Source organism: Spirulina major PCC 6313 (assembly GCF_001890765.1).
Taxonomy (GTDB): Bacteria; Cyanobacteriota; Cyanobacteriia; order Cyanobacteriales; family Spirulinaceae; genus Spirulina; species Spirulina major.
Window position 1 is genome coordinate 3,108,344 of record NZ_KV878783.1, and the last position, 12,726, is coordinate 3,121,069.

A 12,726-nucleotide genomic window follows, 5' to 3' on the forward strand; every position below is an offset into this window, starting at 1 on the left:
GCTACAAATGTCCGCGCTAGGGTGGACTAGACGGCGGCAATGGATCGGTGGATGTACTGACAGCTAAAAACAGGGTCAACGTTTAAATTCTTAATGCTCGCTCATAGAGACTCTGCATTGTACCATGCCGCTCAGTCGGTGGGCACGCAGTCCGATGGAGCCGGTGACGCAGCATTCCTGAATTTGACCGCGAATCGATTGGTGATGCAGACCATGGATTTTAGCGATCGCACCAACCAAATCGGGGATGCTTGTTCCAGTGCAGGGAACAGCCACTTTACGATCACAGGGCGAGGCGGACTGAGCGAAACCCTCCAGCCGATGTTGGGCAGCGGCGCTGGGGAATGGCAAGATAGTCGTAGGCTCACCGCCCTGGCATCTACCCCCCTCAACCTTGAACCATTAAACGCTCAAACTCTCCCTCAACCCAAACCCATATCATGGCTTACCGCACTCGTTCTCCCCACGGCTCAAAGGTGTCAATGATGCACCATTTCCCGCGCTACAGTCGGCATGTTTATCATCGGGTGGGGCGTTGGCTGGTGTTCGCTGTGGTGGGTCTGATTCTGGTGTTGGGGATTCAGGGGCCGATGCAGGCGCGATCGCTCCCCTCTTTACCCACGGTCTCATCCCTCCTGGCCCAAGCTCCACCGCAGGCGATCGCACCGATCGCCTCCCTTGATCACCTCGAACGTCAATTAGCCGCTGCGATCGCCCAGGGGGATCGCGTCGTCCAAGCCCAAACCCTTAATCATCTGGCCCAAGCCCATCGTCAGGCGGGTAACTTCCGCCAAGCCCAAGACGCGATCGCCCAAAGTTTAGCCCTGTTTCCGGCGTTAAAACAGCCGCGTCTTTATGCTCAAGCCTTGACGATTCAGGCCAGTTTAGAGCGCGATCGCGGGGCCTACAGTGCGGCCCAAGGCTATTGGGAACAGGCGGTGCGTCTCTATAACGAAGGGGGCGATCGCGAAGGGGTGCAGGGTACTCGCTTGAACCAGATCAGCGCCTTGGCAGCGATGGGGAATGTGCGGCGGGCCTGTGGGTTAGCGATCGCTCAATTTGAGGTGGGGGATGGGCTGACCCAATGTGATCAAATCGCCGCCTTGACCGATGCCGAGTTTGTGGTGTTGCGCGATCGCTTCGCCACCCAACTGCACCACCCCCTCGCGGCGCAACTCCTCACCCGATTGGCCGCCACCTTGCAATACACGGGGCGTTTAGAGCGATCGCGCCAACTCCTCGACCTCAGCCTCAGCACCCTCGACCCCCAACAACAGCCCCAAGCCGCCGCCATGGCGCATCTCGTGCTTGGCAATATTCATCGCAGTTTAGAGCAACCGGACGAGGCGATCGCCCAATACAAAACCGCCGCCGAGCTTGCCACCCCGCTCTCTGCCTCGTCGCTCTGGCTCGATGCCCAGATCAACCACACCCGTCTCCTGCTCACCACGAAGCAAGTTCCCGCCGCCCGCGCCCTCGCCCCGGCCATCCTCAGCCGCCTCCAAACTGAACCCCTCAACCATCGCACCCTGATCGCACGGCTGGTTTTCGCTCAGCACTGGCTTGACGTACCGAACCCCTCCCCCCCAGTGGATCGCGCCACCCTGGCCCACCTCGTCGCCGACGGTATCCAAGCCGCTCGTCAACGGGGCGATCGCGCAGCAGAAGCCTACGGCCTAGGGATTCTCGGTTCTGCCTATGCCCAGACCCACCAAACCGACACCGCCATTCAGTTAACCCGCGATGCCTTGGCCCTAGCGCGTCCCCTCCAAAGCCCAGAATTAATCTATCCGTGGGAATGGCAACTCACCCAATTGCTGGAAATTCAGGGGGATCTAGACGGTGCGATCGCAGCCAATGAGCGAGCCGTTGACACCTTGGAAACCTTAGAAAATGACCTCGTTTCCTCGAACCGGGACAGTCAATTTTCCTTCCGGGAATCCGTCGAGCCGATCTATCGTAATTTAGTCTCCTTACTGCTCACCCCCGACACCCGCCACACGAAAAATCAGACCCAGGCCAACGGCAACAACGGCATGATTAGCCAAGGGAACCTGCGCCGCGCTCGCCAAGTGATCGAAAACCTGCAAGTGGCGGAATTGAATGACTTTTTCCGGACCCCCTGCATTTCCGCCCGCACCACCGAAATCGACCAAATTATTAACCAAGGCGATCGCAGCACCGCCGTGTTGTACCCGATTCTGCTCGACGATCGCCTCACCGTCATCCTCTCCCTACCCGGTGATAATCCCCAAGGCGATGCCCTGCTGCGCTACAACATCGCCGGAGCCAATCCCGCTACGATTAGCCGCACCGTTGACCAACTGCGCCGCACCCTGGCGGGGAATCTGCCCGAAAGTCGTGTGTATGGCCCCGCTCAAACCCTCTATGAATGGCTGATCGCCCCCTTTGAGGCGGACTTACAAGCCCACCAGATCGAAACCCTCACCTTTGTCCTTGATGGCCCCTTACGGCGGTTGCCCATGGCCGTCTTGTTTGATGGTGAGCAATATCTGATCGAAAAATACAACCTCGCCATTACGCCGGGGTTGCAACTCGTGCCGCCGCGATCGCTCCAGTCCGTCGAACTTTCCCCCCTCGTCGCCGGTCTCAGCGAAGCCCGCCACGGGTTTGAAGCCATTCCCGCCGTCGTCGATGAAGTCAAACACATTCGCGACAGTTTCCCCAACAGCAAACTCCTGTTCAATGAAAGCTTCACCACCGCCAACCTCCTTGACGCGATTCAAACCAACCCCTTCCCCATCGTTCACCTCGCCACCCACGGCGAATTCAACGCCACCCCCACCGACACCTTCCTGCTCACCTGGGACAACAAAATCAATGCCAACGAATTTTCCCAAGTCCTTCAATCCCGCGACCTCCAACAAAACAGCCCCCCCATCGAACTGTTGATCCTGAGTGCCTGCCAAACCGCCCTAGGGGACGATCGCGCCGCCCTCGGTCTCGCCGGTCTCGCCGTCCGCTCCGGTGCGCGGAGCACGATCGCCAGTCTCTGGTCAGTGAGCGACGAATCCACCGGCCTCATGATGCAAGAACTCTATCAAATCTTGCTTCACTCCCCCGAACAAGACACCCTGAAACGCGCCGAAGTGCTCCGCCGCGCCCAACTCAGCCTCTTGCAGTCCGACGACTTTCACCACCCGTTTTTCTGGGCTCCCTTCATTCTGATTGGCAGTTGGCTATGAGGCGCGATCGCCCCCCGCTCAACCCGATCAAAGAGTCTTCACATTCTCCCTCCCGATCCATCGCTATCATGAAGGTCGCAACTATTGTTGAGTGTTTTCCATGCCTTGGTTTGTCAAACTTGAAAAAGGGATCGTCGAAAAATCAATCTTTGATCGCCATGTTCCCGCCCATCGTGACTATGTGCAGCAATTAATCGCCAACGGTCACCAAGCGAAAACAGGCTACTGGGGCGACTATGGCGGCGGGATGCTGTTGTTTTGGGCAGACTCTCGCACGGCAGCGGAGGCGATCGTGCAAAATGATCCCCTGATTCAAAATCAATGCGTCCAGTATGAACTCCATGAATGGTGCATTGTCGTGCAATAGATAACAGGTTGCATAGGTAAATATGCACAAATAATTCGCATATCCCGACGCTGAATGTAAAATCATCTTAAAAGTCGCTAACGAATTGAGAAATATCGTCTACAAGATAAGCAAGGCCATTGCCCCGTAAACCCTGATTGAGGAGCCTTATGGATAACGAACCGCAAAAGTATTGCATGAAATGCACCCTTACCTTTGGTGATATTTATGGTCAGATCATTATCTGGTTAATTGTCATTTTTATCTCCCTAGCCACAACGTTAGCCCTCTGGAGTAGTACTCGCCAAGCTTACGCCTTCTTAACAATTGGGATCATCCTCGTGCTCTCTTTGCCGTTCTTGGTTTTTGCCTTTGTGACCACATTGTTGAATCATATTGAGTTTGTTCCTCTTGAGGAAGAACAAACTACCAATCAGCTATCTTTGGACAATCCGCGATCGCTGAGCCAAAAAGCAGCCCCATCCGCCGGATAGGGTGGCAATATTGTTCAGTTCCATTCAACCGTTTAGTCTGTAAGACATACCTAACTGAAAAGGAGGCTATTCCTCCTTTTTTTTGTAGAAAATTGGGAGCATTTAGCGTGACATACTCCAGACAGCGATACAAGTATACGCTTCTGGCTTCTCCCACCTACTGCATCTGTAACGATCTTTATTTCTAGAGCGTAGGATTCGAGCTTTTTAGACTCAAGCCCTCACCGAACCCTCTCCCACGGGGCGATTATCCATTTGAGTACAGGACAAAAAATCAGGCTTTGACTGAAACCCTGATGATTTCGTAGGTTGGGTGGAACAATAAGCAAAACTCAACACGCTCCATCAAAATCCATAGTCTGTAGTGCGGGCATCTTGCCCGCTGGGATCAGACAAAATAGGGAGCAAATAGTCTGTAGTGCGGGCATCTTGCCCGCTGGGATCAGACAAAATAGGGAGCAGGGTGCTCCCACCCCATCAAAATCAAGATGCCGCCGTACATTTCAACGTTTGTCCTGTACTCAGATTATCCATAACCCAAGTTACAAATCTGGAGGGGGTATGAGTGAGCCGTGGTTGACCCTCAGGATCATTGGCTCACATTCTGGTTAGCGATCGCTCAAGAACGGGGGGGATTATTCTCTTGGAATTGGAACTTGAGGTGTGATTGTGAGATATGATTCTGTAATTTTTCAGCCTTCGCAAGCATGGCATGGCTTCTTTTTTCAAAGACGGCATGAATTCCCCGCATAATCACATTTTCTCGTTGCAGTTGACGCTCGGCAGATTCATAATTGATATGGGACAAATGCGGGGGATTTTGCCCTTCATCAAATACAGCATAAACGTTTGGGATTCGACTGAGGACATAGGCTAAAAGCTCAGGAATCAGATCATGCTGCTGGAAGTAGTGTTGAATACATTCGGATTGTGTTGCAAGGATATGTTCAATATCGTCTTGCACGAATAAAAGGGTCATATTGACCAGGTTCTTGCCCATTGCGTTTTCTCCAGACTTATCAAGAAGTCTGAATGACTGTATCGCCAAGTTCCCATTATAGGGGGAATGGGTGCATCTGAGACATGGGAAAATGATACCTGTTGTCGGGAATTTGAGGTATTTGTCTGGAATGAAACTGAGTATTTTTGCTTAATGGGATTGTGATGATTTTGGGGATTGTGGCGTTAGTTTCGGACTAGGGTTTGGGGGGAAGGGTGAGGCGGGGGAGCGATCGCACCTGGACGCTTCCGTAAACTGTAACGAGCCAGTTCAATCGTCTGGGGAAAGACACCTACGAGATTCCCCAGCACATCATCGGGGATTTCAGCGATCGCCCGTCGGCCAAAATATTGCCGCATCATCACCACAATCCGCCGCGCCCGCTTCAGGGGAACCTCACAATCAACAGCCTTCTGGGTCGCTTCGATCCATTGGCGGCGCACATGAAAGGCCCGATACTTGCGCTCAAAGGTTTCCGGATAGGTCAACGCCGCCCGGCCAATGGGAATCAACCGCGCACAGTCTAGATCCACCACACCGCCCACAATTGCCCCCGGCCCCACCACTTCGGCGAAATGAGGATGGCAAATAATCATGCCGTTGCCCCGTCGCGCTTTGACGTAGAACACTTGCCCACTCCGCAATTGATTGAGGACTTGCGTGGGACGAAAGAGGGGGTTTATGCTCAGTGCGTATTGGGACATCGTTCGTTCAAGACTGAATTGTCATTTCAAGATTCAATCACAATCGGTGGATGGCGTTGGCTCAGTATCCGATTCGACCGGAGGAAGATACTGGACGATGAAACTGCATTGGTTTGCATCGGAATGCGTCTAAACGCCTTCGCCGATAAGACCCTATCTCTATTTTAAAACGTGCTCACAAAATAAAAGACCGCGTATCTGTTGATCTTCTCAGTTATATTTTTGTCACAATAGACACATTATAACTCAGTAGTTTCAAGGAGATCGGAAGCCGTTGATGACCCTGACCCGAAGCGATGGGGACTCTGGGCCATGATCATAGCGTAAGCCTTGAGGGATGCCGCAACGATTTTGAGGGGCGAATTTGCGATCGCTCCCCCCCAAAGCAAGCCAGAATCCCAAAAGTCTGGCATGATCAAAACTGCATTCCTTTCAGCGGATCAAACCTGTGGACGTGACCTTTCTCGGAACTAGCTCTGGTGTGCCAACGCGATCGCGCAATGTCTCCAGCGTCGCCCTAAGACTCCCCCAGCGAGCTGAAATTTGGCTCTTTGACTGCGGCGAAGGCACTCAGCACCAACTCCTCCGCAGCGACATCAAACCCTCCCAAATTCGCCGCATCTTCATCACCCACATGCACGGCGATCACATCTACGGCCTGATGGGCTTAATCGCCAGTTGTGGCCTCGCCGGTTCGGGCCAACCCATCGACATCTACGGCCCCGCAGGCCTCGCCGACTACATCGCCGCCTGTAGCCGCTACTCCTACATGGACATCAGCAAACGGGTGACAGTACATCGCATTCAACCCGGCTTAGTCTACGAAGATGCCGAGTTTAGCGTCCACTGCGCCAAGCTCAATCACCGCATCCCCGCCCACGGCTATCGCATCGCCGAAAAAGACCGCCCCGGCCGGTTTCGCATCGAACAGGCCCAAGCCCTCCAGATTCCCGCCGGGCCCATCTATGGTGCGCTCAAACAAGGCAAGACCGTCACCCTAGACGATGGACGCACGATCCACGGTGCGGATCTCTGCGACCCCCCGGAGACAGGGCGAACCGTGATTTACTGCACAGATACGGTGTTTTGTGATGCGGCGGTGGATTTAGCTCAGGGAGCGGATCTGTTGATTCACGAGGCGACCTTTGCCCACCACGATGCCCAGATGGCCTTTGATCGGCTCCATTCCACCTCGACCATGGCGGCCCAAGTGGCACTGTTGGCCCAGGTGAACCAGTTAATCATGACCCACTTTAGCCCCCGCTATGCACCGGGCAATCCGATCCAACTGGGGGACTTGTTGGCTGAAGCCCAGGCGATTTTTCCCCAAACCCTGTTAGCCAAGGACTTTTTAACCTACAGCGTGCCGCGCCATCGTGAGAACATCGTGGCTAATGCGCTGGGATAAACAGACTCATCTAGTCTCAGTGAGCCAGAGGCTCACACTCCTTGAAACCCGCTGTCGTGGGGGCTTCTAGCTCGCTGCTAGTCGGGAGCAAGTCTCAGTGAGCCAGAGGCTCACACTCCTTGAAACCCGCTGTCGTGGGGGCTTCTAGCTCGCTGCTAGTCGGGAGCAAGTCTCAGTGAGCCAGAGGCTCACACTCCTTGAAACCCGCTGTCGTGGGGGCTTCTAGCTCGCTGTTCCTGGGCTAATGCTGTGACGATACGCTTGGATCGGTGGGTTACGGCGAATTGCTGAATTGCAGTTATGACCTACGTTTTAGCCGCCTAACCCACCCTACGATAAAGCACTATTTTAGCTGTGCCGTTGCACTAGTTGGTGGAGATTGCTCCCTCATACTTTGCGGCTATCTCGGCGATCGGAGTTGCTTCGTAGTATTCAAAGGGTTGATGAATCCAAGGATTATCACTGAGGTAGTCCACATAGTAATCCGGCTTGAAGACTGAACAGGACTTATACCAGAGCACTGCTGTGCGAATGTCGCGGATTGTGTCGCCGTAGTGATCTAGTAACCACTGTTTCGACTCGCGGAGACTCACGCCAGAATCAGCTAAGTCATCCACCACGAGGACGCGATCGCCCAGGGTCTCTGTCGTCATCGAGAGATGATCCGAGAACCGAATTTGACCCCGTTGGCGGTTGCCTTCCCCCTGGTAAGACGAGGCGGACATCACCGCTAAGGGATAGTGATACAAGCGGCACAACACATCCCCCACCCGTAAGCCACCCTTGGCAATGCAAACGATCTGGTTAAATTGCCAGTCAGACCGGTAGAGTTGCGCGGCCAATTGCTCAATTTTTTGGTGGTAATCTGACCAAGACACATAAAGATCTGACATAGTCCTGCGTATAGTGATAAGGAACAACAATTCCAATAGAGTATGACAAACTCTTTAACAAAGATTGTGTTGCCATACTGTTGATAGTGAACCCTGTGCTATGACCTCATCCCCTTCGTCGGATTCTCCCCTCGCTGCTAGTCCGGATCATGTGGTGGAGCGCCTCAACTTCACGACAAAATTAGCCTATGGTGCTGGCGATTTAGGGCCAGCGATCACGGCTAATGTTTTAGTCTTTTTCCTGCTCTACTTTTTTACGAATGTGGCGGGTCTCTCGGCAGGGTTGGCCAGTTCGGTCTTGGCGATTGGGAAAATTTCCGATGCGATTAATGATCCGATTACGGGGATTTTGAGCGATCGCACCCGTACCCGGTGGGGTCGGCGGTTGCCCTGGATGGTGGGTGGCGCGATTCCCTTCAGTGTCTTGTTTTTTCTGCAATGGCTCGTGCCGGAATTTAGCCCCGATCCCGCCGTCAATCAATGGGGTTTATTTGCCTATTATGTAATCGTCGCGATCCTCTTCAACCTGGCCTATACCGCCGTTAACCTGCCCTACACCGCCCTCACCCCCGAACTCACCCAGGACTACAACGAACGCACCGGCCTGAATAGTTTTCGGATGGCGTTTTCCATTAGCGGTAGTATTTTGTCCTTGATTTTGGCGCAGATTCTCTTTGGGCTGTATCCCGGTGATCCCTTGATGCAATATTGGGCCCTGGGGCTGTTGTGCTCTTTGATTTCCGTGGTGGCGATTCTGTGGTGTGCGCTGCGCATCCGCGAACGGGGGGCTGATCCGATCATTCCGGCATCAATCCGGCAGGGGTTGGGCTATGGGTTGATCGGGGCCGGAGGGTTAGGGGTGTTTTTGGGGGTGAGTTGGATTGTGGGTGGGGCGAGTCGTTGGGGGATGATTGCGGCGGTGTTGCTGGGGGTGTTGGGGGTTGCCTTTGGGATCACCCTGGTGTTTTCCACGCCGGAGGCTCATTTGGTGGGTGAGGTGGCTCAGAAGGCGCGATCGCTCGCCGCCGCTGCTCCCAATGTGCCGATCCTCACCCAATTGAACGTGGTGTTAAAAACCAAGCCGTTTCTGTTTGTGATCGGGATTTACCTCTGTTCTTGGTTGGCGGTGCAGTTAACCGCGTCGATTTTGATTTACTTTGTGGTGAGTTGGATGAACCTCCCGGAAGAGGCCTTTCCGGGGGTGGCGATCGCAGTTCAAGGCACAGCCCTCGTGATGCTCTTTGTCTGGAAACAAGTGAGCGATCGCGTCGGCAAAAAAATCGTCTACGCCCTCGGCACTAGCATCTGGATCATCGCCCAAGGCGGCCTATTTTTCCTCCAACCGGGCCAAGTTACCGCCCTCTATCTCCTCGCATCCCTGGCCGGTTGTGGGGTCTCCGTCGCCTATCTGATCCCCTGGTCAATGGTTCCCGACATCATTGAATGGGATGAACTCAACACCGGCCAACGCCGCGAAGGCGTTTTCTACGGGTTTATGGTGCTGTTGCAAAAATTCGGCCTCGCCCTCGCTCTTTTCCTCGTCGGTCAGGGTCTTGACTATGCCGGATTCGTCGAACGCGCCCCCGGTGAACCATTACCCGTGCAACCCGACAGTGCCCTCACCGCCATTCGCCTCGTGGTCGGCCCGTTTCCCATCGTTGTCCTCCTCTTGGGGTTGATCTTGGTGTATTTCTACCCCATCACCCGCAGTGTTCATGATGACATTCGCCGCCAACTGGCCGAACGCCTTGCCCAACAGAAACTGCAAGCCGAGGAGAACGCATAACCATGAAAGCCAAATTGGATCATCCGTTGTCGCCCACCGTTGCCGAGGCGAAAGCAATGCAAACGGAGTTGCGATCGCAGGTGATCACCTGCGATCGCCTCAATACCGTGGAACGGGTGGCGGGTCTGGATGCCGGGTTTGATCACGTCGCAGGCATCACCCGTGCGGCGGTGGTGGTGTTGAGTTTTCCCGCGTTGGAGGTGCTAGAAGAAGCGATCGCCGAGATTCCCACCACCTTCCCCTATGTGCCGGGCTATCTCTCCTTTCGGGAAGTGCCCGCCCTGTTAGCCGCCTTAGAGAAACTCACCCTCACCCCGGATCTGCTGCTCTGTGATGGCCAAGGCTACGCCCATCCACGCCGCTTTGGGTTGGCCTGTCATTTGGGGGTATTGTTGGACTGTCCGACGATTGGGGTGGCGAAGTCGCGGTTTATCGGCACCCATGGGGAACCGGGGCCAGAAAAAGGGGATTGGGTTCCATTGATGGATGGGGATGAAACGATTGGGGCCGTGGTGCGATCGCGCTCCCACACCAAACCCCTCTACATTTCCATCGGCCATCGCCTCAGCCTTCCCACCGCGATCGACTATGTGCTGCGCTGCACCCCCAAATACCGCCTCCCCGAAACCACCCGCCGCGCCGATCGCCTCTCGAAAACGGCCTAACCGGGCAGCGGTCGTTATGAAGCGATCGCGGTCAATCCGTTAAACACCGGGGATGTTTGCGAAGCCATCAGCACCAATTGCGCGGGAATAGTTGCCGCTTTGGCCGTGAGACGGATGGCCGGAGGGAGTTGAACCTGAGTAATGGTGTGATCCTGGGGGCGCACCCAGCCACAGGGAAACCAACGACCCCACCCGTAGCGGCATTCCTGGGGATTCAAATGCACCATCACCACACAACAGCGATTTGACTGTTGAGGCGACATCATCGCGGGATAGAGCACACCGTGAATACCATAATCACAATTGTGGCGGAGTTCGCGAGGTTTAAAGTGGGCTTGGAGAGTAATCAAGGGGGTGCGATCGCGCCCATGGGGGCCAATCGACGGTTGAGTTGCACAGAGGTGGAGGAGTGTTAAGTGAGCCATAGTTCAGGATGCACAAGACCAACGGTACATCTTAACGTTAATGGTGCGATCGCCCCACCGACAAGATCAGCCATTATGCCGAGGATCTGATCTTGACAATCCGGAAATCATGATCAATGCAGCCTCAGCAGACCATGCCCATCTAATCCCAGCAAGAAATCTGCCCTTGTTACTTTTTTTGGCTGTTTTTATCAGTCTATTATGTTGTGCTTGATAAAATCTTTTAATACTGCTTTTACAACAGGAACAGATACACCATTTCCCATTTGTTTATAAACAGCATCATCATTATCTAGTAGCTTATAGCTGTCGGGATAGCCTTGTAACCTGGCGCATTCTCTTGGCGTTATACGTCTAGGAATATTATTTTGCACGATACCCAATCTGTTCGAGTCGGAAGCAGTAAGAGTGATAGAAATACCATCAGGATCAAGAAACTTAAAGATCTCAAATGACATATTTCCAGAGACCGGGTCATATTTACCTTCATGACAACCTAAATATCCTTTTTTTATCAATGACCTGGTTACTTCTTCAAAGTTTTCATCATGATAAAAAGTCAAGATTTGATCTTTAGTTAATTTTTTGCCATCTTGATTTTTTCCGAATTTTTTTTTCCTGCGATTCTCAATAAGCAAATTCATGAAATTGATTTCTTGCGAAGTACATTCACCTTTTAATCCTAGCTGCCAAGAGTGTAATGACTTTCCTCCTCTGTAGTCTATGAGTCTATAGCCATGAAGCTCATTAAAGTTATTGCCTATTACCTTTCGCAGTTTTTCAATAAAATCCTCAGAACAAGAATATTTTGGATTAGGACTATCTTCCAATATATCTCTCACCGTTAAAAATTGTGCTTCTTTATCGTCAAATAGAGACATTTGATACCATTCTTTATGTCTTTTGAATTTATGTGTGTCAGATGCTCCTTTATTACTATTGATTGTTAATCTAACTGCTTGCTTGAAAGCACCTAAAATGTAAACTCTGACTCTGTTTTGAGGCACACCATGATTGCTAGAATTAAGCAGTCGATATTCAACAGAATAATTTAGTTTTCTTAATCTATTAAGGATAGTCTCAAAAGTTCTGCCATGATCATGTGTCATCAATCCTTCGACATTTTCTAACAAAAAGTACAATGGCCTTTTTTGCAGCAATATCCTTTCTATATCAAAAAACAAAGTTCCTCTTGTATCAGCAAACCCTTGCTGATTACCCCCATAAGAAAAGGGCTGACAAGGAAAACCAGCTAGCAGAAAATCAAAATCTGGAAACTCCGTAACTTTAGTTATGTCAGAATGAGGATTGACACCAAAATTGATCTCATAAGACAAGCAAGAATCTTTATTGATCTCAGAACTATACACACACTCATAATTAATACAAAGTTCATTGCAAGCCTGCTCAAACGCTAATCGTATTCCACCTGTTCCTGCAAATAAATCTATAAACTTCATCAAGTTCCTTGCCTATCAAATACTTGAAAGGGGGATTTTTTTTGATAAAGAAATGATCTTCAAAAAATCATCTTGGGTTTTGAGTAATTCAGGAACAATACTAATTGATGCATTTTGTTGATTTAAATGATCAGGCCACCAGAAGATAGCATGATTCTCTAATTCTTGAATGCTCCGATTGTATTTCATCTATCATCCTTCTGAGTACAGGACAAAAAATCAGGCTTTGGCTGAAACCCTGATGATTTCGTAGTTGGGTGGAACAATAGCAAAACTCAACACGCTCCCTAAAAATCCATAGTCTGTTGTAGTGCGAGCAGCTTGCCCGCTGGGATCAGA

At 52.1% G+C, this 12,726-nt stretch carries 14 protein-coding genes; 7 read left to right on the top strand and 7 right to left on the bottom strand.

Annotated elements, in window-relative coordinates; all coding sequences use genetic code 11:
* The first annotated feature begins 117 nt into the window (after nt 1-117).
* The 4 genes from SPI6313_RS22970 (at nt 118) to SPI6313_RS13670 (ending at nt 4,046) form a co-directional block, all read left to right on the top strand.
* Entirely contained in the window at nt 118-486 is a 369-nt protein-coding gene (locus SPI6313_RS22970) for a hypothetical protein (protein ID WP_072621498.1), read from the top strand.
* Entirely contained in the window at nt 441-3,206 is a 2,766-nt protein-coding gene (locus SPI6313_RS13660) for a CHAT domain-containing protein (protein WP_084669026.1), read from the top strand. The genes SPI6313_RS22970 and SPI6313_RS13660 overlap by 46 nt, the downstream gene beginning before the upstream one ends.
* Nucleotides 3,207-3,306: 100 nt before the next feature.
* Nucleotides 3,307-3,573: a YciI family protein gene (locus tag SPI6313_RS13665; RefSeq protein WP_072621499.1), complete on the top strand. Its 267-nt coding sequence runs from the start codon at nt 3,307-3,309 to the stop codon at nt 3,571-3,573.
* A gap of 149 nt (nt 3,574-3,722) precedes the next feature.
* Nucleotides 3,723-4,046, top strand: a complete 324-nt coding sequence (locus SPI6313_RS13670) for a hypothetical protein (protein ID WP_072621500.1) — start codon at nt 3,723-3,725, stop codon at nt 4,044-4,046.
* 619 nt (nt 4,047-4,665) lie between these two features.
* Here the strand turns inward: SPI6313_RS13670 and SPI6313_RS13675 are convergent.
* The 3 genes from SPI6313_RS13675 to SPI6313_RS23585 all read right to left on the bottom strand — a co-directional run bounded on the left by SPI6313_RS13675 (nt 4,666) and on the right by SPI6313_RS23585 (nt 6,163).
* On the bottom strand, nt 4,666-5,046 hold the full coding sequence (locus tag SPI6313_RS13675) for a hypothetical protein (RefSeq protein ID WP_072621501.1): 381 nt from the start codon (nt 5,044-5,046) through the stop codon (nt 4,666-4,668).
* 185 nt (nt 5,047-5,231) lie between these two features.
* Complete coding sequence (locus SPI6313_RS13680) at nt 5,232-5,750, bottom strand: hypothetical protein (protein WP_072621502.1); 519 nt, start codon at nt 5,748-5,750, stop codon at nt 5,232-5,234.
* Between the two features lie 239 nt (nt 5,751-5,989).
* Nucleotides 5,990-6,163, bottom strand: coding sequence for a hypothetical protein (locus SPI6313_RS23585; RefSeq protein ID WP_175551141.1), 174 nt, complete (start codon nt 6,161-6,163; stop codon nt 5,990-5,992).
* Nucleotides 6,164-6,198: 35 nt separating this feature from the next.
* On the opposite strand from SPI6313_RS23585, the gene SPI6313_RS13685 reads away from it, so the two are divergent.
* On the top strand, nt 6,199-7,158 hold the full coding sequence (locus tag SPI6313_RS13685; RefSeq protein WP_072621503.1) for a ribonuclease Z: 960 nt from the start codon (nt 6,199-6,201) through the stop codon (nt 7,156-7,158).
* 365 nt (nt 7,159-7,523) lie between these two features.
* Here the strand turns inward: SPI6313_RS13685 and SPI6313_RS13690 are convergent, their stop codons facing one another.
* On the bottom strand, nt 7,524-8,051 hold the full coding sequence (locus SPI6313_RS13690; RefSeq protein WP_072621504.1) for a phosphoribosyltransferase: 528 nt from the start codon (nt 8,049-8,051) through the stop codon (nt 7,524-7,526).
* 100 nt (nt 8,052-8,151) lie between these two features.
* Here SPI6313_RS13690 and SPI6313_RS13695 point away from each other — a divergent pair, with 100 nt between their 5' ends.
* Nucleotides 8,152-9,837, top strand: coding sequence for an MFS transporter (locus tag SPI6313_RS13695; protein ID WP_072621505.1), 1,686 nt, complete (start codon nt 8,152-8,154; stop codon nt 9,835-9,837).
* A gap of 2 nt (nt 9,838-9,839) precedes the next feature.
* Entirely contained in the window at nt 9,840-10,502 is a 663-nt protein-coding gene (gene nfi / locus SPI6313_RS13700) for a deoxyribonuclease V (RefSeq protein ID WP_072621506.1), read from the top strand.
* Nucleotides 10,503-10,516: 14 nt separating this feature from the next.
* Here nfi and SPI6313_RS13705 read toward each other — a convergent pair whose 3' ends face one another.
* The 3 genes from SPI6313_RS13705 to SPI6313_RS25395 all read right to left on the bottom strand — a co-directional run bounded on the left by SPI6313_RS13705 (nt 10,517) and on the right by SPI6313_RS25395 (nt 12,576).
* Nucleotides 10,517-10,927, bottom strand: a complete 411-nt coding sequence (locus SPI6313_RS13705) for a hypothetical protein (protein ID WP_072621507.1) — start codon at nt 10,925-10,927, stop codon at nt 10,517-10,519.
* 191 nt (nt 10,928-11,118) lie between these two features.
* On the bottom strand, nt 11,119-12,390 hold the full coding sequence (gene dcm / locus SPI6313_RS13710) for a DNA (cytosine-5-)-methyltransferase (RefSeq protein ID WP_072621508.1): 1,272 nt from the start codon (nt 12,388-12,390) through the stop codon (nt 11,119-11,121).
* A 12-nt stretch (nt 12,391-12,402) separates the two neighbouring features.
* On the bottom strand, nt 12,403-12,576 hold the full coding sequence (locus SPI6313_RS25395) for a hypothetical protein (RefSeq protein ID WP_425443093.1): 174 nt from the start codon (nt 12,574-12,576) through the stop codon (nt 12,403-12,405).
* Nucleotides 12,577-12,726 lie beyond the last annotated feature (150 nt).

Coding starts and splice junctions, on each gene's coding strand:
- SPI6313_RS13705 (WP_072621507.1), bottom strand. CDS start 10,927: ATGGCTCACTTAACACTCCTCCACCTCTGTGCAACTCAACCGTCGATT.
- SPI6313_RS13680 (WP_072621502.1), bottom strand. CDS start 5,750: ATGTCCCAATACGCACTGAGCATAAACCCCCTCTTTCGTCCCACGCAA.
- SPI6313_RS23585 (WP_175551141.1), bottom strand. CDS start 6,163: ATGCCAGACTTTTGGGATTCTGGCTTGCTTTGGGGGGGAGCGATCGCA.
- SPI6313_RS13695 (WP_072621505.1), top strand. CDS start 8,152: ATGACCTCATCCCCTTCGTCGGATTCTCCCCTCGCTGCTAGTCCGGAT.
- SPI6313_RS13670 (WP_072621500.1), top strand. CDS start 3,723: ATGGATAACGAACCGCAAAAGTATTGCATGAAATGCACCCTTACCTTT.
- SPI6313_RS13665 (WP_072621499.1), top strand. CDS start 3,307: ATGCCTTGGTTTGTCAAACTTGAAAAAGGGATCGTCGAAAAATCAATC.
- SPI6313_RS13660 (WP_084669026.1), top strand. CDS start 441: ATGGCTTACCGCACTCGTTCTCCCCACGGCTCAAAGGTGTCAATGATG.
- SPI6313_RS13690 (WP_072621504.1), bottom strand. CDS start 8,051: ATGTCAGATCTTTATGTGTCTTGGTCAGATTACCACCAAAAAATTGAG.
- SPI6313_RS25395 (WP_425443093.1), bottom strand. CDS start 12,576: ATGAAATACAATCGGAGCATTCAAGAATTAGAGAATCATGCTATCTTC.
- SPI6313_RS13675 (WP_072621501.1), bottom strand. CDS start 5,046: ATGGGCAAGAACCTGGTCAATATGACCCTTTTATTCGTGCAAGACGAT.
- nfi (WP_072621506.1), top strand. CDS start 9,840: ATGAAAGCCAAATTGGATCATCCGTTGTCGCCCACCGTTGCCGAGGCG.